This window comes from Gracilibacillus lacisalsi DSM 19029 (assembly GCF_000377765.1).
Taxonomy (GTDB): Bacteria; Bacillota; Bacilli; order Bacillales; family Amphibacillaceae; genus Gracilibacillus; species Gracilibacillus lacisalsi.
In genome coordinates this window covers 219,273-241,257 of record NZ_KB898663.1, presented here as the reverse complement: position 1 = coordinate 241,257, position 21,985 = coordinate 219,273, and the positions used below count along the sequence as shown (strand labels likewise).

The window sequence follows — 21,985 nt, the reverse complement described above, 5'->3', positions numbered from 1 at the left end:
CAGCCCCCAGAAACTAGGCAACTTCACGAATCGCCCTACGATAAGTCATCATCGGCTCGCAAGCTCACCGTGATTCCTTTATCTCAGTTGATTCTGAAGTTGCTACGTTTCTAATCGGGCGCTTGCGCTTTTGTTCTTAGAAAAGGGGCTCATGTAGGAGTATTCGCCATACTGTGTGGTCTATTATATCTAGCGATCAGCAAGACATGGCAGTATAAAAGAGCAACTCTAGTATCTTTTTTTGCATTTTTGATTACTTTAGTGTACGCTATTTTTGACGAATGGCATCAAGGATTAACGCCAAACCGTACACCATACGTAGGTGATGTCGTTCTTGATGGAATAGGAGCTTTGATAGCGATTTTTATTATTTTGATAGTAAACAAGTTACGAAAATAGAAGTACAAACATATTGTATCATTAGGATGGGTAAAGGGGTTGAGTCGTTTGACGGAGCAAGAGGTGTATCGGTCTATATTACAAAAAATGCTAGATCAAACCGAAAGAGAACAAATCGATAATTCACAAGATTTTATAAAAAAACTGACGAATGAATTGAAGCAGGCTAATCTATTATCATTTCATAAAAAATAAAAAAACAGAGTGTGAAGTTGATTCACACTCGAATTATTTCCAGGGAAATAGTCACTCGGTCGAAACGTCTACCTCTATATAAGAATTCTCGCCTTCCTTTAGGTCAACATTTCCACTAGTCAAATCTGTTATCCAGTCTGAGAAACCACTTTCTTCACCAACTAAAGTACGGACGTGAAAGGTTACTTTGTCTAAATATTCCGTTTCTTCTAATAAATAATCAGATTGGCGTAATTCATTTTCCAATTTACCTAATAAAGTATAGTCAACTGTTACAAAAAACTTCTTCATTCGTTTTCGCTCGACAACACCTGTCGTATTGATCGCCAATGAGGTTGTACTGGAATATGCGCGAATCAGACCACCAGCCCCTAGCTTAATCCCGCCAAAATATCTGGTAACTACGACTGCCGTGTCTTTTAGTTGTCGTTTCTTTAATACCTCTAAGATCGGAACACCGGCAGTACCACTCGGTTCACCGTCATCATTAGCTTTCTGAATTTGGTCATGTTCGCCAATCATATAGGCAGAGCAGTTATGAGTAGCATCAGCATGCTTTTTTTTGATAGCTTGAATAAATTGTTGGGCTTCATCTTCACTAGTTACGCGTTTCACATACCCGATGAACCTAGATTTTTGAATGATCTGTTCATCAGATCCTTCTAGTTTTACAGTAAAATAGTGGTTAAGCATATATAAATCCTCCTAAATACGAATAAATTTGTGTTCATGAAATAAATGCGTGTAAAATAATTGTAATAGGGAATAAAGAATATTATGATAACCCCCTAAAAAAGAACTATATATTTCGTATGGTATAAAATGAAACTAGGTGGTGAGGTTTAGTATATGAAACATACAGATCGTACATTAGATTATATAATAGACGAGATGATAGATACAGTAAAAAACAGCAAGGATGAAATCTTTGAAATCGCCGAAGATTCTCGTAAGGAATATCAAACATTAGAGCACGAATTAGCAGTGTTAAAAGAAGATGTAGCGGTGGTTATTGATGAAGGGGATGCCCTCGAAAAGAAAGTAAAACTAGCTAGAAAAAAACTAGCGGAAGTAAGTAAAAACTTCAAAGAATATTCAGAAGAAAAAATTAGGGAAGTATACGACCAAGCCCATCAGCTTCAAACAGATTTAGTGGTGACACGTGATAAGGAAAAAGTGCTCAGGGATAGACGAGATGAAATTGAATTAAGGCTTAAATCAATCGAACAAATGGTCGAACGAGCAGAAGGATTAGTTGGAAAAGTTTCAATTGTCTTGAATTATTTAAATGAGGACTTTCAAGAAGTGTCTGATTTGATTAGTGATGCTTATGAAAAACAAGAATTTGGTTTAAAAATTATTGAAGCACAAGAAGAAGAACGTCGCCGCCTTTCAAGAGAAATGCATGATGGTCCGGCACAGATGCTAGCGAACATTATGTTGCGTTCTGAAATAGTCGATCGTACTTTTAAGAAAGGTGATGTTGATGGCGCAGTTCGAGAAATGCGTAATGTTAGAGTAATGATTCGTGATTCTTTATATGAAGTAAGGCGGATTATCTATGACTTACGCCCAATGGCTCTGGATGATTTAGGATTAATACCAACTATTAAAAAGTACATAAGAACATTAGAAGATCAACATCCTAACATTCGCTTTCAATATCAATCGTCTGACGAGCGATTACATAGTCATTACGAAGTTGCTTTATTTCGTTTAATCCAAGAGTCGATTCAAAACGCAATAAAACATGCGGAAGCTAAACTGATTTTGGTGGAGTTAGACATTTCTTGTGATAGAGTAGTCGCTACCATTACAGATAATGGCAAAGGTTTCGAACAATCCGAGAAAAAAGATAAATCTTTTGGTATAATAGGCATGCACGAACGAGTTGATATTCTCGGAGGAGAATTAGACATTACCAGTAAACAAGGGGCTGGCACAAGAGTTAACATCACAATCCCACTTGAGCACGACAATAATACTGCAAATTAACCTGAATCAGGTATAATGGTAGGGATAGGAGTTAATCGCACTATTACATCGATGATGATATCAAAAAATAAATAAAATAGTATATAGGAACTTGAGGAGGAGTAATCATGTCAACTAACATTGTATTAATCGATGATCACAAATTGTTTCGCGAAGGGGTTAAAAGGATATTAGAATTAGAGGATGGTTTTAATGTTTTAGCAGAAGGTGACGATGGTTCCATGGCTGCAGAGCTTGTGAAAAAGTACAAGCCTGATGTGGTACTAATGGATATCAACATGCCTGGTGTTAACGGGGTAGAAGCAACTGCTGAACTATTGGAACGTTACCCTGGCGTAAAAGTCATCATTCTATCGATTCATGATGATGAAAATTATGTTACCCACGCTTTGAAATCTGGTGCACAAGGTTACTTACTAAAAGAAATGGATTCTGATGCACTAATTGATGCCATTTCCGTTGTATCAGAAGGGGGCTCTTATTTACACCCGAAAGTAACTCATAATTTAGTGAAAGAATATCGCAGGTTAGTGACAGAAGAAGATGCATTATATGATTCTGACACTTCCCTTTCCAAATTAAAAGAAGTAGAGCATCGTAAACCACTTCACTTACTGACTCGACGTGAATGCCAAGTGTTGCAATTACTGGCAGAAGGTAAAAGTAACAAAGGGATTTCAGAATCTCTTTATATAAGTGAAAAAACCGTAAAAAATCACGTAAGCAGTATTTTACAAAAAATGAAGGTTAAAGACCGTACCCAAGCTGTTGTTATTGCTATTAAAAAAGGTTGGGTAGAAATCTTATAAGTTTTATCCATGAAGCGGACATTTATTCCTCTATTTTTGTACATAACCGATAATGGTTAGGTTTGACGGACATTTGATCCTCTATTTCATCTATTTTATGCTTATTAACAAGAAATAGTATGAAATAACGGAATAGATGTCCGCGAAAGTTACCAAACAATCGTTTTTGATACAAATAACGGAATCAATGTCCGTTCGTTTGTCTGGAGACGTTCATGGTCGATCAGGGACTTGTATTTCTTTCCATAAACCTTTCTCAACTTAAGACTATGCAACGAACATAATATTAGGTAAAATAAAATATAGTAATCTAAAAACTAGTAGAAAGGTTAGATATAAATATGAGAGTTGCTGTCATTACCGATAGTACGGCATATATTCCGGATTCGTATAGAGAAGAAAAAAATATACATATGGTCCCCCTTAATGTGGTAATTGGGAACGACTCCTACCAGGAAGAAATCGATATCTCCACTGAAGAATTTTATCAGAAAGTAAGAGAGGTAGAAGATTTCCCCAAGACTTCACAACCATCTATCGGCCTCATAACGCAAAAATTAAACGAACTCGCCAAAGATTATGATCAAGCCATTTTTATTACATTATCCAGCGGTATTAGTGGTACTTTTCAATCGATTGTTACTGCACAATCAATGGTAGAAGGAATGGAAATCTTTCCATTTGATTCTGAAATCAGTTGTATGGCGCAAGGATTCTATGTGCTAGAAGCAGCAGATTTGGCTCAGAATGGCGAAGATGCCCAAACCATTATGTCACGCTTGCATGAGATAAAAGATTCACTTCGCGCATATTTCATGGTAGACGATTTAAGTCATCTTCATCGCGGCGGCAGATTGAATGGTGCTCAAGCTCTGCTTGGTAGCATGCTTCAAGTCAAACCAATTCTGCATTTTGAAGATACTAAGATCGTGCCATATGAAAAGATTCGTACTAAGAAAAAGGCATTAAAGCGAATCTTCGAATTGTTCGAAGAAGATGCTTCAACAGGCGTACCGATTCGAGCAACTGTTATACACGCGAATCGTGAGGCTGAGGCGGAAGAAATTAAACAGGAATTAGAAACACGTTTTGACAATGTAGAAATATCAGTAAGTTACTTCGGACCAGTTATCGGCACACATCTCGGTGAAGGATCACTAGGGATGGGATGGTATAAAAAATAAAGTGGTGGGGCTTGTCCCCACCAATCATACAGGAGGCTTGATATGAATTTTTCCCAAATCCTCGCAGGAAAGCTTTTGTTAACCTCGGAACTTCCACTTACTAAGCCAACTATTGATTATCTACTCCGCACTGATCAAGTAAAACGACTACCAAGTATAACTACTAAATATGGACGTCCCAAATGTAACCGCTGTGGCAATAAAAATCAACAGTTGTTTGCCAATATACCATGCGCAAGGTGTAATCACACCCATCTCTACTGCCGTCATTGTCTCCAGACAGGTAGGGTGCTCCAATGTGATACCCTGATTACATGGAATGGAACAGTTCCGTCTTGGCCACTTCAAACACAGCCATGTCACTGGACAGGCACATTAACTCCACCTCAACAAAGAGCAGCACAGGCAATTGCACAAACGATCAGCACCCAACAGAAAGAACTACTGATTTGGGCTGTATGTGGTTCTGGTAAAACAGAAATGCTATTCCCAGCGATAACGAAAGCAATCCAAGAAAGGAAACGAATCTGCATTGCCACGCCAAGAGCAGATGTAGTAAGAGAACTGTTTCCTCGTCTTCAACAAGCTTTTCCAGAGTCAGAAATCGAAGCGTTGTATGCAGATTCTCCAGATCGAACCGATAAAGGACAGCTGGTCATCAGCACTACCCATCAATTAATCCGTTACTACCAAGCTTTCGATGTCATGATTATCGATGAGATTGACGCGTTCCCTTTTCACCATGACAAAACATTACCCTTTTTAACCGATCGAGCTTGTAAACAGGATGCCACATCGATTTATTTAACGGCAACTCCGAGACCAGAGCATAAACGAAAAATCCACCAAAGGAAATTGCCAGTACAATTTGTACCGATTCGCTTTCATGGCCATCCACTGCCAATCCCCAAATTGAAGATAGAATTAAACCTACGAAAAAAGCTCCAACAAGGAACAGAGCCAAAAGTTCTACAACAATTCCTCACTAAAAGATCAACTTCCCGCCAATTATTACTTTTTGTCTCAACGATAGCTTTATTAAAGAAAGTAGCCGATCACTACCAGGCAGTTGCTGTACATGCCGAAGATCCACACAGAAAAGAAAAAGTGGAACAATTCCGTCAAAAAAAGATCAACACCCTCGTTACTACAACGATTCTTGAACGAGGTGTAACCTTTCCGTCGGTAGATGTCGTGATTCTCGATGCTGGACACCATGTCTTTGATGAAGCAGCATTAGTCCAAATTGCAGGAAGAGCAGGAAGAAGTCCGGATGACCCCGATGGAAATGTCCTGTTTATCCACCAAGGCAAAACCAATGCGATGGAAGATGCCATAGCGCAAATCAAAATGATGAATAAGAAAGGAAAGAAGCTATGACATATTGTTTGAAATGTCAGGATTGGATTAATCAGCCTGTTACTTGGAGCACGCTTTTTCTTCCCAGCGAAAAGACGAACTTATGTGATAACTGTGCTTCACAGTTGGCTAGAATTAATGGTACTATTTGTGAAAGGTGTGGAAGACAAATGCCGGAGAAAAAGATATGTGATGATTGCAAAAAGTGGCAATCCAGCGCAAAGTTTCGCGATGTATTACAGTTTAATCGATCGCTTTTTTCTTACACTCCGTTTATGCAAGAAGTCGTTGCGCAGTGGAAATATCGTGGTGATTATCAACTAACAGAAATATTTACACCGTACATCCAAAGAGAGCTGAGAAACTTTTATCCGATCGAATCCCTGACAATTGTACCAATTCCGCTAACAAATGAAAGACTGCAGGAGCGAGCATTTAATCAAGCAACAGCTATTGCTGAAGTGATTGCTAAGCACACTAAAAATTCAGTGATAGCCACACTTTCCAGAAAGGCAAGTCAATCCGAAAAACAATCAAAAAAATCAAGGCAACAGCGAATCACAACGAAAAATCCATTTTTCTTGACCAAATCACTTGAAACTGATGTCTTACTTGTCGATGATATATATACAACTGGTATGACGATTCATCATGCAGCAACTTTACTTAAGGATGCAGGATGTCCTAATATATACAGTTTTACACTAATTAGATAGAAATAAAGAGAAAGAGGTGCTAGCAATGGGAGAATTAGCAAATTGCGTAAGGTGTGATAAAGTTTTTGTTAAAACTACCAAATCGATTTGTCCTGATTGTGTGAAAGAGGATGAAAAACAATTTCAAATCGTCTATGATTTTCTGAAAAAACGTGAAAACAGACAAGCAACCATTCCTGAAATTGTCGAAGCTACAGGTGTGGATGAAGATGTTATCCTACAATTTGTAAAAGATAAGCGGCTACGATCTACTCAATTCCCTAACTTAAGCTATCCATGCGAACGTTGCGGGGAGCCAATTGCCAGAGGGAAAATCTGTGTGAACTGTACGGATGAAATATCTTCAGACCTACGTCATCAACAGGAAGTCGAACAAGTCAAACGGAGAAATGAACAAGAAGAAAAACAAAAAGCACAAACGTACTATACAAGAAGCCGCAAATACTAAAACCTCCATCTTTTGGAGGTTTTCTAATTGCGGTTAATCCATAAGACCCAAATCTACAACTTTAGACATCTTCTCAATGGCTCCTCAAACCGATATACTAAAAGAATATTAAACATTTCAAAGATCCATCCGATATAGATAATAAATACGTATGTACGAGAAAAAGGAAAGAGGTGAAAGGTCTTGAAAATACATGGACCCAACCATTCAAATATGAATCCCTATCAAAAACAACAACATATCCAGCAGAAAACAACATCCAAGTCCCGTTCACTGAAACCCGATCAATTGGAAATTTCAGATAAAGCATTAAAAATGCAACAAAAGGAATCTCGCCAGACTTATGTGAACGAAATTAAACAGCAAGTAGATAATGGCGAATATCAAGTCAACAACAAAGAAACAGCGAAGAAGCTGTTAAACTACTGGAAAGCCTAATACAATGTACGAAAAAAGGAGCAAGCCTTTATGTCCGTTCAGCCTATTATCCAACAACTAAATAAATTGATTGAGTTACATGACAGTCTACTGCAGGTTTCAAAACAAAAAACAGAGATTTTAAAGAAAAATAAAACAGATGCATTGCAAAAGTTACTGGTCAAAGAACAGAAACACGTGCAAGCAATCAATCAAATCGAGCAAAAGCGAATCGAAGCAGTAGCAAGTTGGGCAACCACACAGAATCTAGACCCAACAACTGTCACGGTTTCAACAATCATTGAAGAACATACAACTGGAGCGGAACAAAAGCAATTGAAAGAAGTAACCTTACAATTAGCGGAACAATTAGTAGAATTACGTAGCCAAGAGGATTTAAATAAACAATTAACCCAGCAGTCCTTACAATTTGTTCAGCTGTCATTAGACATGATGCAGCCAACCATGAAAAATTTAAATTATGGAAATAACAAGCATCAATCAAAGCCGTCTGCACCAAGGCGTTCGGCATTTGATTCGAAAGCGTAAGTAGGAGGAACAAACATGCCATCAACTTTTAACGGATTAGAAGTAGCAAAACGAGCACTTCATACGCAACAGACGGCACTATATACAACTGGTCATAACATTGCCAATGCCAATACAGAAGGCTATACGAGACAACGAGTGAATATGACCGCAACGGCGCCATACCCAGCTGCATCGAGAAATAGGCCCGAGATTCCTGGTCAAATTGGAAGTGGAGTTGAAGCGGGTTCGATCGAACGAATTCGTGACAGTTTCATCGATAAGCAATATCGCCAGGAAAATTCTAAGGTTGGTTTCTATGAATCAAAAGCGGACACGATGTCCAAACTAGAGTCGATTCTGAACGAGCCAACAGATGAGGGGCTATCGCAAACGTTAGATTTGTTTTGGAAATCGTTACAGGATTTATCCGTAAATCCAGAGGATTCAGGTGCACGCTCCGTTGTTAAAGAGCGCGCTAACGCCTTAGCCGATGCTTTTCAATATATACATGGTTCTCTACAAGATGTGAGAGCAAATTTAAAAAATGAAATAGGTGTTGATAACACGAAAGTTAACTCATTAATTGATCAAATTAATCAGCTAAATGGTCAAATAAACAAAATTGAGCCACATGGCTATGTACCTAATGACCTTTATGATGAACGTGATCGGTTGATTGATGAATTATCAGGCTACGCTGATATTAAAGTAGATTACCGTAAAAGTTCAGGTCAACCAAGCCCAATTGCCCAAGGTATCGCAACAATTACACTGATTACCGATAATGATGATGTCGAAAATGGAAATGACGAACCAATTAAACTAGTAGACGGCAGTGTAGATGTGCAACCAGGAAGTGAGGAAGCGGTAAAACATATTTTTGCTGACTTTGATGATGATAATAATTTAAAAGCCATGTTTTTCGCTCAACCGGATCGTAATTTAACAGTAGAAGAACAAACAGAGAATTTAGTTGCAAACTATGGTGATGAGATTCATATTTACGCATCTAATTATGACGTACAAGGAAAATTAAATGCGTTAATCGATGGATCTGGTTATTTAAATGATTTTGAATATGGTGGAACAGGTGAGGAAGAAGGAACAGCAGCAGGCGAGATTAATGAAATGTTAGCAGACTTGGATACGATGGTTGAACATTTTGTTAATGAATTTAACGCTGTACATAGTAACGGTTATACGCTCGTAAAAGAAGATGGTGAACCGGTCCAAGGTGGCGAATTTTTCACCGGAATAACAGCAGATACCATTGCACTCTCAGAAGCGATTGCAAATGATGTAGATTTGATTGCAGCAAGCTCGACTGGAGCACCAGGTGATGGAGAGAATGCAACAGAACTTGCAAATGTATATACGAAACGTGTCGAACAATTTCTATCTTATGATGAAAATGATCCTGACCAATTAGATGACAAAGCTACAATCAAAAGTTACTTTGAATCAATAATCGGTGAAATGGGTGTTGTCGCAGAGGAATCCAATCGAATGAAAAACAACTCTGGCATTCTTCGTCAGCAAGTTGAGGAATCTCGCCAAGCGATTAGTTCAGTATCCTTAGATGAAGAAATGACGAACTTAATTCAATATCAGCATGCTTACAATGCTGCAGCGAGAAATATGACAGCAGTAGACGAGATGCTTGATCGAATTATTAATAATATGGGCTTAGTAGGGAGGTAAGTAAGTTAAATGCGTGTAACTCAAAGTATGTTAACCAACAATATGCTGCGTAACCTAAGCAGCAGTTATCAAAGTTTAGGTAAATACATGGATCAACTATCAACCGGTAAAAAGATTAATCGCCCATCCGATGACCCGGTTGTCGCGATGAAAGGGATGGACTACCGTACCCAAGTAAATCAAGTTGAGCAATTTGAACGTAATATTGGTGAAGTACATAACTGGATGGATAACTCAGACTCAGCACTTGATAAGGTGCAAAAAGGGTTAGAACGTCTTCGCGAATTAGCCGTTCAAGGTGCCAATGGTACGTATGAAGAGGGACAAAGAGGCAATATTGCTTCAGAGGTGGAACAAATCAAAGAGCATATGCTGGAATTGGCTAATACAAAAGTAAACAACAAATTCATTTTTAGTGGAACAGAAACAACTGGTAATGATGGTGATCCCCCATATGAATTAAATGATGACGGTACTTTTGTTAACCCGATTAATAATGATGACGTTCGGATTGAAGTTTCAAGTGGGACAAAAATCCGAGTCAATGTACAGCCAGATAGCATCTTTAATGAAGAACTATTTACTGACCTTACTGAGTTTGCGGAAACACTACGCGATGGATCAGATGATGAGGCAATTGGTGAATTTATTGGCAAAATCGATAACCATATTGATAACAATGTTAATGCACGTGCTGATTTAGGTGCACGTCAAAACCGAATCGACCTTATCGAAAATCGTGTCCAGGAACAATTAGTAACAGCAAAAGATATGATGAGCAAAAACGAAGATGCTGATATGGAACAAGTAATTATGAACTTAACCTCACAAGAAGCAGTACACCGTGCTGCATTAAGTGGTGGAGCGCGAATCATTCAACCAACATTATTAGATTTCTTACGTTAATAGACAAGCCTTACCTTGTATAAAGGTGAGGCTTTTTCTAAAAGGGAGTGATATTGATGCAGTTACCTCAACTACACATCCAACAAAAAAATGCGATGATAGGAATAAGGACGATGGATGCGAAGCTGGATATTGAACAAGGTCCAGCAAAACAATCGATCCAACAACCGCAAGCAGACCTTAACATTACTACAAAACCTGGTAAGTTAACGATTGACCAGTCTAAAGCATTAGCAGATGTTGGAATTATTCCTACTGAAGAATCGGTAAAAAAAATGGCCAATGAAGCGATGCAAACCGCAATAGAAGGTTCCAAAAAACGCCGTCAACAAGGTGATATGTTATTGAAAATCGAAAACAGAGGAAATCCACTAGCTCAAATAGCGAAGGAAAATGGGCAGTGGCCCAAACATCAATTTAATATTGGTTGGATTCCATCTGGAGATGCCGTACAATTCGATTATCAGCCTGCAGAAGTTGATGTAGATGCAAGAGCTAATAAACCAATTATCAATGCAGAACCAACTAAAAATCAATTTCACTATCAACGGGGCGGGATTGATGTATATTTAGAACAAGAAAATTGGATAGATATTGATTTTGACAATGTAAAAATTATAGGCAATAACTTCGAAATGGAAGTATAGAAGGGTGAAATTATGCAAATAGAAACGAAATATTTTGGTGAGATAGACGTAAAAGAGGAAGAGATCATCCATTTCCCTCAAGGTATACCTGGGTTTTTAGAAGAAAAAGAGTTTGTGTTATTAAGTTTTGAGGAAAGTGGATTGTTTCAAGTGCTTCAATCAACGAAAGGAATGGATCCGGCATTTGTTGTAGTAGATCCATTTCTGTTTGTGAAAGATTATCAATTTAAATTAGATGATACAACCGTAGAACAATTAGAGATAAATGAGGAGAAAGATGTTCTGGTACTAGCCATTGTTACTGTTAAAGACCCATTAACATCTAGTACAGCAAATCTACATGCACCGATCGTCATCAACCAAACTAAAAAAATAGCCAAGCAGTATATTACTAAAAATCAAAATTATACAACAAGGGAAGAAATCTTTAAAGTAACCTCCAAGGAAGAGGTGGAGTAAGATGTTAGTGCTAACTCGGAAAATTAATGAAGCGATTCAAATTGGTGATGAGATCGAAGTGAAAGTAATTGCGGTAGATGGGGATCAAGTCAAGTTAGGGATCAATGCACCAAAGGATGTAGAGGTACATCGGAAGGAAATCTATCAAGCAATTCAGGAAGAAAATAGTCAAGCAGCAAACCTTTCAACAAATTTATTAGATTTAATTTTAAAAAATGATAAAAAGTATTAAACATCTAGTAATATTGACCGATAGTAGTATTAGGAACTAATTCTAGTGATTGGCGGCCGCTTTCACTAATTAGTATACAACCACAAGGATGTGGAAAATTACAATTCTCAAGGAGGAACTATACTTATGATTATTAACACTAATATTCCAGCTATGAATACTTATCGTCAGCTAGGAATCAACCAAAATGCAACCCAATCTTCAATGGAGAAACTTTCATCAGGTCTTCGTATTAATCGTGCTGGTGATGACGCGGCAGGTCTTGCGATCTCTGAAAAAATGCGTGCACAAATCAAAGGTTTAGATCAAGCGAGCCGTAACTCACAAGACGGTATCTCTATGATCCAAACTGCAGAAGGTGCATTACAAGAAACCCAAAACATTCTACAACGTATGCGTGAGCTTGCAACACAAGCAGCAAACGATACTAACGTTGATGTAGATCGTAACGAAATCCAAAAAGAGATCAATGAATTAACTACTGAAATAAATCGTATTAGTGAAACTACTGAGTTTAACACTCAAAAAATGTTAAATTCAGATGCTTCTGGAGGATTTAGTGCAACTTTCCAAGTTGGTGCTAATAATGGACAAAGCATGGAAATCTCTATTCAAAATATGGGTGCAGAAGCGTTAGGTTTAACAGGTAATACAGATGCTGATCATTCAATCGGTGATTCTGTATCTGAATTAATGGGAGACGATTATGCAAACGTATCTGGAGCTTCATATGCATCTTCTGCAAATGTTAAATTAGAAGATGGTAGTAGTGGAACTACTGCTGCTCTATCGGTTGCTTCTCACGAAGATGCGACTGCAGCAATTCAAGCGATTAATGATGCAATTGAAACAGTTTCTGCTCAGCGTTCTAATCTTGGTGCATTCCAAAACCGTTTAGAGCATACTATTTCAAACTTAGATAATTCATCTGAAAACTTATCTGCAGCAGAATCTCGTGTTCGTGATGTAGATATGGCGAAAGAAATGATGGAGATGACTCGTGCAAACATTCTTTCTCAAGCATCTCAATCTATGTTAGCTCAAGCTAACCAACAGCCACAATCAGTATTACAATTATTAGGATAATAGGTATAAAGAAAAGACTCCAGTGATTTTAACTGGAGTCTTTTTGTTAATGCTTTTGAAAACCCTTGGCTGCGCCAGGGGTTTCGGAGAGCTTTTAACGTGGATCAAAAAAGCTTCTCTTCATGGTAAGATAAAGTTGGTTTCCTGACCACTTAATCTCACTAAAGAAGGAGGCGTGTCCAATGAAGGACAAAGATAGTTTAGCACACACAACGTGGAATTTGATGATTATTGATCGTCATGCCAATTTAAAATACAGATAGAAATAAAAAATTTTGGTACCGAGGTTTCTATGTTGATACGGTGGGAAGGAATATAAGACAGATACAAGAATACATTAGAAATCAGCTTAAAGATGACTACATGGCAGACAAATTAACATTATTCGAAGAGTATGATCCATTTACAGGACAACAAAATAAGAATATATAAGAGATTCTTTAGAATCAGTGAGTGAATGTGGTGCAAGAGGAAGCCCTGTTCGGTGGGCCTTTACTGCCGAGGCCGTCAACAAAGGCTTTCAGCAGCAGAGCAAACTACCAGTTCACACTGGTGGTTTTGATTTTGTAAAAAAATACCTCAGTTTTATTGTTAAACTTTCTGGTATAATATCCGATATTAACATTAATAGACTTGTTTACTTGGAGGCTTGTTATGCAATTAATCATTAATGAAAATACACACCTGCTGTATAAAAATAATATTGAAATTTTAGACGAACTGTTTCAAAAAATAAATGAATATATAGAGAAATCTGATAAATATTTTAGCCATCTTTTAATTGACGATGTTGAAGTATATGAACATCATGACCAATATATTATCGAGAATATCGAATCTATTGAACAAATAGCAGTGAAAATGCGTACTAAAAAGCAATTCATCAATGATTTATTATTATCAACTAAAAGTTATATTGATAGAGCTGTTCCAGAGATAGATAAACTTGTTGAAGAATTCTATGATCAACCTACAGATCAAACATGGTCTAATTTTAGCCGATTTTTGGAAGGGATTCAGTGGATCATTGAAATGATTACAGTGATTGATAAGAGCGATCAAGAAGTTAGTGGATTGAAGGATTACATTACATCGGTCGATTCTTTAAATAGTGAATTGGCTAATTTATTGGAGGCCATAGAGAACCAAGACACTATACTTATTGCAGATCTAATTCAGTTTGAGATTTTTCCAATATTTGAAGGTCTAGACAAACTCATTTCAATATCAATCGATTATATAGGACAACAAGATTATTTAAGCTGATAGGAAGAAGGACATGTTTAATGTATAAAAATAAAAAAATACTTATTATTGGTGGAACTGGAACTATAGGGAAATATCTATTGGAAGAACTATTAGATTATCAACCTGAGGTTATTCGTATTTTTAGTCGGGATGAGTACAAACAATTTGAATTACAGCAAAAATTATCATACCAAAAGAATATCCGTTATCTTATTGGAGATGTTCGTGATGAGAAACGTCTTGAGAGAGCGATGGAGGATATTGATTATGTTTTTCATTTAGCGGCTATGAAGCATGTTTCAGCATGTGAATATAACCCTTTTGAGGCAGTAAAAACGAATATTATCGGAACCCAAAATGTAATTCAGGCTGCAATAAATACTGGTGTAAGAAGAGTACTGTTTACAAGTACAGATAAAGCAATAGCACCTACTAATACATATGGTGCTTCTAAGTTAACGGCAGAGCGTTTAATTTCCGCAGCAGATTACCAAAAAGGGCCAAGACGAACTATCTTTTCATCTGTGAGATTCGGTAATGTCATGGGATCAAGAGGTTCGGTAATACCGTTATTTAAGAAACAAATATTAGAAGAAAAAGAAATAACGGTAACCAATGAAAAAATGTATCGTTATATGATGACACCATTTCAAGCTGTCTCATTAATTCTAAAGGCGAATAAGTTAGCTAATGGTGGTGAGGTATTTATCCTAAAGATGCCTAATATAAAATTAAACGATTTGGTTGAAGTTATAACAGAAGAATTAACCAAGAAATACAATATTAAACAATCAATCAATATTAAAAAAATAGGTTTACGTCCTGGAGAGAAAATGTACGAACAGCTAATGACAGAAGGTGAAGCTTTGAAAGTATTGGAGTTAGATGAAATGTACATTTTAACTCCAGCATTCGGAAGGAATGAGGTAACGATTTCTGATTATATTGGGACAAATGATAATAACATATACAATACAGGACTTGAAGCTGATAAAGAACAACTAAGAGAATGGTTATTAAAAGAAAAATTAATTTAGGTATGAAGTATGAGGTTGGGGTGGATTATCAATGTTAGAGCAAAACAAAATATTTTTAAATGAAAACTTCCCATATATATTGGAATGTTACAATATGCATTCAGATATTCTTGATGTAGAAGTCGTTGAATCTAACGATGGAAATGTTGTTCCGCAAATAAATGTTAACGGTCGAAAGATGACACTTCACAGCAAATATGAACCTATAAAAGAAGCTAGTAGAATAATGAATAAATATCAAGATGAAATTAAAAGGTATGATCATATTTTTTTCTATGGATTTGGGTTCGGGTATCATGTAAAGAGAATAATGCAAAGTTATCCTGATAAGAAATTCACCATATATGAGCCTGATGTAAATGTTTTTTATCAATTTTTGATAGAAAAAAAAATTAATGATTATCCGATTTATAACTTAGATAATTTGTATGTAGAGTTCAATAATAAATTAGGAATGAATTTTCTAGAACAGTTTGGTATGGAATTACGATCAAATGTACTGTTAATTACTTTGCCGAGCTATGAACGAATATTCAAAGATAAATATCATGCTTTCTCTACAGTATTTAGGGATGTTCTCCAAAGGACAAAAATGTCAAATCGTGCAAAGCAAGTATTCGGAAAGCGATGGACTATAAACAGTCTCATGAATTTACCTACAACAATTAAAACCCCTAACTTAGTAAAGGATTGTGAACAGTCGTTTAAAGATAAACCTGTCATTATAGCTTCAGCTGGTCCATCCTTAATGGATGAATATGACACTTTAAAATATATAAAGGATAACGGCTTAGCATATATAATTGCAGTTGGATCAGCGAATAGGGGACTTATTGCTAATAATATATATCCAGACGCAGTATGTACATATGATCCACAATCGCACAATTATAAAGTGTTTGAACCAATGTTAGAAAAGGATATTACTTCTATACCCATGATATACGGAACCAGTGTGGGGTATGAAACAATTCAAAATTATAAAGGGCCAAAAATTCATGTGGTTACTAGCCAAGATTCAGTAACACCATTTTTTTGGAAGAATTTTGATAGTAAGTGGGTTGTTAATGATGCATTTACAGTTGCGACCTTTGCTTTTGAGATTTTTGCTAAAGTAAATGTAAGTTCTATAATATTTGTTGGACAGAACCTTTCCTTTAAGAATAATTTATTTTACTCTCCAGAAATAAAAAGAGGTAATATTAATTCTGCTGAACTTCAAGATAAAGATACTAAAAAATTGATAGAAATTCAGGACGTTAATGGGAATTTAATAAAAACCAATTCAGTATTTAATCAAATGAGATTAACGCTCGAACAGTATATTGATTATTATAGTAGTATAAAAGGTATAAAAGTTATAAATTCAACTAAAGGTGGAGCAAAAATAAAAGGTGCGCCATTTATCCCTTTGAATGAGCTAATAGATTCCGAACTGTCTAAGAAAGTAGTTGACGATAAATGGTTTAGTAGAAAAAATAACATTTCATATGAAAATGTATTCAAAATTGCGAATAGATGTAAGAGAGATATACGCAGATTAACTACGAGTTATGATGAACTGATAGATTTACTAGACAAAATGGAAAAGAGTAAGGAGAGTAGTTCTTTAAATAACTTTTTATTAAAATTCGAAAAAAAGGTTAAGAAAATCACAAAAAACAATTATTTTAAAATATTTTTATACCCTGTAACTAGAACTCGCTACGAGATATTAATGAGAGATTTGCATAGTATTCACCAGGAAAAAGATTACAGTAAGAAATCTAATAAAACTATTCAAATATTTTGGGAATATGCCAAAAATGTATTGAGAACTCATAATGAAATTCACCCAATTATTGATAAAGTGTTTGACGAGTTTACTCCGGACAAGAAAACATATTATAGAAACGACTGCGGAGTGTTTGCCTATTATGGAATGTGGAAAAAAGGAGTTGTGAAAACAGAAGTAGACTCCTTTGATCCTATTATCAGTTTTAGGCAAACGAAAGAGAATAATGCAAAGATTAAATTTAAATTTAAAGGTTCTGGGTTTAAAATTTTAGCAGGTACAAGAATAGATTTTGCTGATAACATAGAAGTAAGTATTAACGGTGAAAATAGACATTTTAGTACGAAAGAGTTTAATCATAAAACTTATTTTAGTTCTTATTACAATCAAACAGTTTATGATATAAGTGATTTGGAATTTAAAATGTACGATGTGATTATCACCGTTAAAGAAAACAAGAAGTTTATTTTTAACGGTATAAAAACTGATAAAAGTGCTCGGCTGTTCCACATTGATGAAGTAACTAGTATAAATGATCTAGAAGTCGGCAAAAAAATAAGATGTCATTATCGATCTTCCTATAATAAAGTTGGTACATTTAATGGTTTAGGAAAGTCTACAAATCAGTTTATTCCTCCTGAATCTTCAAATTACCCTTGTGGTGATTTCTATTTCATAATGGTGGATAAAGAATGTAACAAAAAAAAATTAATTGCTGATCGTAATATTCAACGAAATATAAGTTGGGAAAAATTACAGGAGAATCAAATTGTTCAAGGTGAAAATTATAATCTTTCATATGATGTGGAAGGTATGATACGCCTTCTATCAGGAGGAGCGTATTATGGTGATGAAAACAATGAGTGGGATAAATATATTGCAAAACAGCAAAAATTCTATAAAGTAAATAGTTTATCTGACTATTGGAATACCGGATCTGGTATCGAAACTAGAAGGATCGCATCATGGACTTCTTCAAAGATAGATGGGGATCCTTCCAAAGTAATGAGAAGGACATTGACTGGTGACCACCAATACAATGATAATAAACAATCATTAACAATGGTGAAATCTGTTTCAAGTGGGTTCAGACCTTTATGTTTGATTAATCATGTAAGATAATTATTATAGGTTGTGATCAAATGCTTTTAGACAATATTTTAAAACATAATAAAATTATTATATTTGGAACTGGAAAGATGAGTAAAGATGTATCTAACAATATTCCTTATAAGATAAAATACTATGTTGATAATAATCAAAAGAAATGGGGAAACTCGTTTCAAGGTGCCTTAATTTATTCACCAGAACGTCTGGTGAACGAGGCGGGAAATGTAAAGATTATCGTAGCTAGTAGTTACTTTTCCGAAATAAGTGATCAATTAGAACAATTAGGCTTTGAAGAGAATGTAGATTTTTTTAATGGAGTTGACTATATCCATTATTATAATAAAGAAAAGGAAAGAGACAAATTACCACTAAATAAATTCTCTTCAAAAAGTTTAATAAAGATTTATCATTATATAAAAGGGCATTTTGATAGAGAAATATTGGCCACTCATGAAGGAATAAAAGTAAAGCGAATTGAAGATTTCCGTCGAAACATACATCGAATTGAAAAAGGATTAACAATGAAGAACAGCAAAGAGGTTTTTGCGCTAAACTATATAGAGGAAACAGTTAACTTCTATTGTGACTTAATAAAGAGTTCTAATATAACAAATACTACCATTTGGGCTAATGATGTTTTATCTGAGTATTTCAAAGTGATTAGAAAAACTTTCTATCTTACAATTTTAGAAAAAAATTTCTTAGATGCATCTAAAAAATTAAAAATTGATAAAAAGGAATATTTTAAACCATACCTTAGAAAAAAACAAAAGATTAATATAAGTTATGAAGAATTTTATACCTTATCGAAGTATCGAAGGTCGGTAAGATACTATAAGGATTATAAAGTATCACGCGATTTAATTGACAAAGCAATAGAATTGGCTATTGAATCGCCTAGCGCTTGTAATAGACAGCCATTCCACTTTAAGGTTATAGATGATAAATCATTATTAGATAAAGTTATTAAACTACCTAAGGGTGTTTTGGGTTATGGTGACCAGATACCACATCTTGCTATTATAATAGGAAATTTAGCATCTTTTAGTGATGTGAGAGATAGACATTTAATATATATTGATGCATCATTAGCAGCGATGACGTTTATATATGCACTGGAAATTCAAAATATTAGTTCATGTATTATCAACTGGCCGGATATTGAAGAACTGGAAAAAGAAATGCAGGTACTGTTGAATCTAGATTATTTCGAAAGGCCAATAATGTTAATTGGTTTTGGATATGCCGATCATAATATACCAGTTGCATTTTCTGCAAAGAAAAGTATTAGTAAAATAAGGAGTTTTAATCTTGAATGAAAAAATAATTGAAATTAACGGGATTAATTTTCATAATAAAGGTGCAGAGTTAATGTTGCATGCAATAATACAAGAGTTTTCAGACAGAGAGAAGTATAAGTTAGTCACAGATTTTACTGTTGGCCCTTATGATAAAAGATTTGAGCTTGGATTATATCAGAAATTTAGAGTTAACCCACTCGGTTTTGAGCCAAATGTAAAAGGGCATAAAAAGGCAATGTTAAATATGAAAAAAGACGTGGAAGAATTCAATGATAAAAAGTTTTTTTATGAGTCACTAGGCTTAATAAACCCAGAGGAAGTCGAGGTAGTTTTAGATGCTTCAGGGTTTAAATATAGTAGTCAATGGGGAGACTTACCTACACAAGTAAGTGCATTTTTATATGAGAAGTGGGCGAATAATGGTAAAAAGATAATTTTATTACCTCAAGCATTTGGACCTTTTAATTCAGTTGAAATAAAAAAATCATTTATAAGTATACTAGAGTCTATTACATTGATTTATGCCCGTGATGAGATTTCATATAAACATATAATGAGTATTTGTCCTGATAAATATGCATACAAAGTAAAAAAAGCACCAGATTTCACTTGTTTACTTAAATGGAAATGTACCTTAGAAAGTGAAAAACACAGAGATAGTGTTTGTATTATACCAAATTTTAGAATGATCGATAAAACTAATGAAATGGTTGCGGATTGGTATATCTCGTTATTAGAAAATTGCGTAAATCATTTGATACAGGAAAATGTGCCGTTCTTTTGTTTAATACATGAAACAAAGAAAGATCACATTCTGACAGCAGAACTTGAAAGAAGATTGAATTCAGATATAAAAATGGTTGTTGAAGAAAACCCGCTAAGAATAAAATCTATTTTGGCTAATAGTAAAGCTGTTATAGGCTCTAGATATCATGGATTAGTAAGTGCTTTAACCCAGAATATTCCTACGGTAGGAATAGGTTGGAGTCATAAGTATAAAGAATTATTCAAAGATTTTCATAGTGAAGAAATGTTAATCGAAAACTTTGAGGATAAATCAAAATACCTAGAAAAAATTAACAGGTTACTTTCTGTTAAAAGAGGGAGTACTTTATTTGCAAATATACAAAAGGGTAGAGCAAAGTATAAAGAGGAAGTGGTAAGAATGTGGAGAGATGTTAAAAGTGTTATTTAATTAAACCATATAACAATATACATTTCACTTTAAAATATATAGTTGTTTTGTATATATAACCATGGAGGGAGAATTTTTGGGAGATATTGAAGTGATCACTGTAACAGATGATAAATATGCTCAGCATTTAGGGGTAATGATAGAATCATTGTTTAGGAATAAGACCTCTCCACATTTTGTTAATATTTATGTAATTGATGGGGGGATAAAAAGACATAATAAAGAAAAACTAAAATTAACAATACGAAAATATAAGGGAAGTATACATTTTCTTCAAATAGATGACACAATATATAAAAAATATGGATTGAGGGAAAATATGAGTAAGACCGCTTACTATAAGATAGAGGTTTCTGAAATTTTACATTTTATTGAAGAAAAAGTACTTTTTCTAGACTCTGATATAGTTTTTAATGATTCGATTCATAAATTATGGGACACAAAAGTTGATGACTATGTATTAGCTGCAACTCCTGTACCAAATTTTAATAGGCATGAAGAATTAGGATTATCTGAAAGTTCTCCCTATTTCAATTCAGGAGTTATGGTAATAAATTTGACAAAGTGGAGAGAATTTAAAATTTTCAAATTAACTAAAGAATTCTTAGATATTAATTCTAATCATATTACACTGCATGATCAAGATGCATTAAATGCAGTCATTAATGATAAATGGCTTCCGCTACCACAAAAGTGGAATCAACGATCGGCGTTATTCGATAGAAATATTAACGAATCCTTGTACGATAAGGATGAATTATTTGAAGCTAAAACAAAACCATCAATAATTCATTTTAACGGGTCACAAAAACCATGGCATTATTTGTGCGACCACCCATTCGCATCTAACTATAAATACTACCTTAGATTAAGTGAATGGAGAGATTTCGTACCCCCTGAAAAAAATATATTTTCCAGGAGAAATTTAATAGTATTTGGTGCAAGCAATTCTTCAGTTAAGGTAACAAAAATGTTAAAAAAATTAAATTTAAATATTATTTATTATGTGGATAATGATGAGCAAAAGGTTGGAAAAACATTTGACGGTATTATAGTGCACAAACCTGAAAAAATAAAAAAGGAGACAAGAGGGACATACAGCGTAATTGTTGCAAGCGTGTTTTATGATGAAATTAAACAACAACTTGAGCAATTTGGTTTAGTGGAATATGATGACTTTATATCTGGACTTGGTAAAAGGTAGCGCTATTTACTTTTTATTTTATTTAAAGATTG

22 protein-coding genes and 2 pseudogenes are annotated in these 21,985 nt (G+C 35.0%); 23 read left to right on the top strand and 1 reads right to left on the bottom strand.

Features of this window, described 5'->3' with window-relative positions; genetic code table 11:
• Positions 1-138: 138 nt before the first annotated feature.
• Positions 139-399: pseudogene (locus tag D569_RS25115) on the top strand (VanZ family protein); the annotation flags it as partial.
• Between the two features lie 48 nt (positions 400-447).
• Complete coding sequence (locus D569_RS24265) at positions 448-594, top strand: hypothetical protein (RefSeq protein ID WP_018931052.1); 147 nt, start codon at positions 448-450, stop codon at positions 592-594.
• A gap of 51 nt (positions 595-645) precedes the next feature.
• Here the strand turns inward: D569_RS24265 and D569_RS0103695 are convergent, their stop codons facing one another.
• On the bottom strand, positions 646-1,287 hold the full coding sequence (locus D569_RS0103695; RefSeq protein WP_018931051.1) for a YigZ family protein: 642 nt from the start codon (positions 1,285-1,287) through the stop codon (positions 646-648).
• A gap of 156 nt (positions 1,288-1,443) precedes the next feature.
• Between D569_RS0103695 and D569_RS0103690 the strand changes: the two genes are divergently transcribed.
• The 21 genes and pseudogenes from D569_RS0103690 to D569_RS0103585 all read left to right on the top strand — a co-directional run bounded on the left by D569_RS0103690 (position 1,444) and on the right by D569_RS0103585 (position 21,953).
• Positions 1,444-2,589 (top strand): sensor histidine kinase, encoded by a 1,146-nt coding sequence (locus tag D569_RS0103690; RefSeq protein ID WP_018931050.1) that lies wholly within the window; start codon positions 1,444-1,446, stop codon positions 2,587-2,589.
• Between the two features lie 107 nt (positions 2,590-2,696).
• On the top strand, positions 2,697-3,398 hold the full coding sequence (locus D569_RS0103685) for a response regulator transcription factor (RefSeq protein WP_018931049.1): 702 nt from the start codon (positions 2,697-2,699) through the stop codon (positions 3,396-3,398).
• 341 nt (positions 3,399-3,739) lie between these two features.
• Entirely contained in the window at positions 3,740-4,582 is an 843-nt protein-coding gene (locus tag D569_RS0103680) for a DegV family protein (protein WP_018931048.1), read from the top strand.
• 42 nt (positions 4,583-4,624) lie between these two features.
• A complete protein-coding gene (locus tag D569_RS0103675) occupies positions 4,625-5,962 on the top strand; it encodes an ATP-dependent helicase ComFA (protein WP_026287203.1) in 1,338 nt (445 codons plus the stop codon).
• Complete coding sequence (locus D569_RS0103670; RefSeq protein ID WP_018931046.1) at positions 5,959-6,657, top strand: ComF family protein; 699 nt, start codon at positions 5,959-5,961, stop codon at positions 6,655-6,657. Before D569_RS0103675 ends, D569_RS0103670 begins: the two co-directional genes overlap by 4 nt.
• A gap of 25 nt (positions 6,658-6,682) precedes the next feature.
• Positions 6,683-7,105 carry a TIGR03826 family flagellar region protein gene (locus D569_RS0103665; protein WP_018931045.1) on the top strand — a complete coding sequence of 141 codons (423 nt, stop codon included), beginning with the start codon at positions 6,683-6,685 and terminating at the stop codon, positions 7,103-7,105.
• A gap of 183 nt (positions 7,106-7,288) precedes the next feature.
• Positions 7,289-7,543, top strand: a complete 255-nt coding sequence (gene flgM / locus D569_RS0103660; protein WP_018931044.1) for a flagellar biosynthesis anti-sigma factor FlgM — start codon at positions 7,289-7,291, stop codon at positions 7,541-7,543.
• A gap of 30 nt (positions 7,544-7,573) precedes the next feature.
• Positions 7,574-8,071 carry a flagellar protein FlgN gene (locus D569_RS0103655; protein ID WP_018931043.1) on the top strand — a complete coding sequence of 166 codons (498 nt, stop codon included), beginning with the start codon at positions 7,574-7,576 and terminating at the stop codon, positions 8,069-8,071.
• 15 nt (positions 8,072-8,086) lie between these two features.
• Positions 8,087-9,754 (top strand): flagellar hook-associated protein FlgK, encoded by a 1,668-nt coding sequence (gene flgK / locus D569_RS0103650; protein WP_018931042.1) that lies wholly within the window; start codon positions 8,087-8,089, stop codon positions 9,752-9,754.
• A gap of 9 nt (positions 9,755-9,763) precedes the next feature.
• Positions 9,764-10,660 carry a flagellar hook-associated protein FlgL gene (flgL, locus tag D569_RS0103645; protein ID WP_018931041.1) on the top strand — a complete coding sequence of 299 codons (897 nt, stop codon included), beginning with the start codon at positions 9,764-9,766 and terminating at the stop codon, positions 10,658-10,660.
• A gap of 56 nt (positions 10,661-10,716) precedes the next feature.
• Positions 10,717-11,307, top strand: a complete 591-nt coding sequence (locus D569_RS0103640) for a DUF6470 family protein (protein ID WP_018931040.1) — start codon at positions 10,717-10,719, stop codon at positions 11,305-11,307.
• 12 nt (positions 11,308-11,319) lie between these two features.
• On the top strand, positions 11,320-11,766 hold the full coding sequence (fliW, locus tag D569_RS0103635; RefSeq protein ID WP_018931039.1) for a flagellar assembly protein FliW: 447 nt from the start codon (positions 11,320-11,322) through the stop codon (positions 11,764-11,766).
• 1 nt (position 11,767) lies between these two features.
• Complete coding sequence (csrA, locus tag D569_RS0103630) at positions 11,768-11,998, top strand: carbon storage regulator CsrA (protein WP_018931038.1); 231 nt, start codon at positions 11,768-11,770, stop codon at positions 11,996-11,998.
• A 126-nt stretch (positions 11,999-12,124) separates the two neighbouring features.
• Positions 12,125-13,084: a flagellin N-terminal helical domain-containing protein gene (locus D569_RS0103625; RefSeq protein WP_018931037.1), complete on the top strand. Its 960-nt coding sequence runs from the start codon at positions 12,125-12,127 to the stop codon at positions 13,082-13,084.
• 218 nt (positions 13,085-13,302) lie between these two features.
• Positions 13,303-13,516 (top strand): annotated as a pseudogene (locus D569_RS23895) (transposase); the annotation flags it as partial.
• Between the two features lie 222 nt (positions 13,517-13,738).
• Positions 13,739-14,350 (top strand): hypothetical protein, encoded by a 612-nt coding sequence (locus D569_RS0103610; protein WP_018931035.1) that lies wholly within the window; start codon positions 13,739-13,741, stop codon positions 14,348-14,350.
• 20 nt (positions 14,351-14,370) lie between these two features.
• Positions 14,371-15,369, top strand: a complete 999-nt coding sequence (locus D569_RS0103605) for an SDR family NAD(P)-dependent oxidoreductase (RefSeq protein WP_018931034.1) — start codon at positions 14,371-14,373, stop codon at positions 15,367-15,369.
• Positions 15,370-15,400: 31 nt separating this feature from the next.
• Complete coding sequence (locus D569_RS22455) at positions 15,401-18,265, top strand: motility associated factor glycosyltransferase family protein (RefSeq protein ID WP_018931033.1); 2,865 nt, start codon at positions 15,401-15,403, stop codon at positions 18,263-18,265.
• A 20-nt stretch (positions 18,266-18,285) separates the two neighbouring features.
• Entirely contained in the window at positions 18,286-19,572 is a 1,287-nt protein-coding gene (locus D569_RS22450; RefSeq protein ID WP_018931032.1) for a nitroreductase family protein, read from the top strand.
• Entirely contained in the window at positions 19,565-20,749 is a 1,185-nt protein-coding gene (locus D569_RS0103590; RefSeq protein WP_018931031.1) for a polysaccharide pyruvyl transferase family protein, read from the top strand. The genes D569_RS22450 and D569_RS0103590 overlap by 8 nt, the downstream gene beginning before the upstream one ends.
• A 76-nt stretch (positions 20,750-20,825) precedes the next feature.
• Positions 20,826-21,953 carry a glycosyltransferase family 8 protein gene (locus D569_RS0103585; RefSeq protein ID WP_018931030.1) on the top strand — a complete coding sequence of 376 codons (1,128 nt, stop codon included), beginning with the start codon at positions 20,826-20,828 and terminating at the stop codon, positions 21,951-21,953.
• Positions 21,954-21,985 lie beyond the last annotated feature (32 nt).

What these genes read in the sequence shown, in the direction of transcription:
- D569_RS0103675 (WP_026287203.1), top strand. Translation starts at nt 4,625, where the DNA reads ATGAATTTTTCCCAAATCCTCGCAGGAAAGCTTTTGTTAACCTCGGAA.
- D569_RS0103685 (WP_018931049.1), top strand. Translation starts at nt 2,697, where the DNA reads ATGTCAACTAACATTGTATTAATCGATGATCACAAATTGTTTCGCGAA.
- D569_RS0103670 (WP_018931046.1), top strand. Translation starts at nt 5,959, where the DNA reads ATGACATATTGTTTGAAATGTCAGGATTGGATTAATCAGCCTGTTACT.
- D569_RS22450 (WP_018931032.1), top strand. Translation starts at nt 18,286, where the DNA reads ATGCTTTTAGACAATATTTTAAAACATAATAAAATTATTATATTTGGA.
- D569_RS0103640 (WP_018931040.1), top strand. Translation starts at nt 10,717, where the DNA reads ATGCAGTTACCTCAACTACACATCCAACAAAAAAATGCGATGATAGGA.
- D569_RS0103690 (WP_018931050.1), top strand. Translation starts at nt 1,444, where the DNA reads ATGAAACATACAGATCGTACATTAGATTATATAATAGACGAGATGATA.
- D569_RS0103610 (WP_018931035.1), top strand. Translation starts at nt 13,739, where the DNA reads ATGCAATTAATCATTAATGAAAATACACACCTGCTGTATAAAAATAAT.
- D569_RS0103625 (WP_018931037.1), top strand. Translation starts at nt 12,125, where the DNA reads ATGATTATTAACACTAATATTCCAGCTATGAATACTTATCGTCAGCTA.
- fliW (WP_018931039.1), top strand. Translation starts at nt 11,320, where the DNA reads ATGCAAATAGAAACGAAATATTTTGGTGAGATAGACGTAAAAGAGGAA.
- D569_RS0103695 (WP_018931051.1), bottom strand. Translation starts at nt 1,287, where the DNA reads ATGCTTAACCACTATTTTACTGTAAAACTAGAAGGATCTGATGAACAG.
- D569_RS0103680 (WP_018931048.1), top strand. Translation starts at nt 3,740, where the DNA reads ATGAGAGTTGCTGTCATTACCGATAGTACGGCATATATTCCGGATTCG.
- D569_RS0103665 (WP_018931045.1), top strand. Translation starts at nt 6,683, where the DNA reads ATGGGAGAATTAGCAAATTGCGTAAGGTGTGATAAAGTTTTTGTTAAA.
- csrA (WP_018931038.1), top strand. Translation starts at nt 11,768, where the DNA reads ATGTTAGTGCTAACTCGGAAAATTAATGAAGCGATTCAAATTGGTGAT.
- D569_RS0103655 (WP_018931043.1), top strand. Translation starts at nt 7,574, where the DNA reads ATGTCCGTTCAGCCTATTATCCAACAACTAAATAAATTGATTGAGTTA.
- flgK (WP_018931042.1), top strand. Translation starts at nt 8,087, where the DNA reads ATGCCATCAACTTTTAACGGATTAGAAGTAGCAAAACGAGCACTTCAT.
- D569_RS0103605 (WP_018931034.1), top strand. Translation starts at nt 14,371, where the DNA reads ATGTATAAAAATAAAAAAATACTTATTATTGGTGGAACTGGAACTATA.
- D569_RS22455 (WP_018931033.1), top strand. Translation starts at nt 15,401, where the DNA reads ATGTTAGAGCAAAACAAAATATTTTTAAATGAAAACTTCCCATATATA.
- flgL (WP_018931041.1), top strand. Translation starts at nt 9,764, where the DNA reads ATGCGTGTAACTCAAAGTATGTTAACCAACAATATGCTGCGTAACCTA.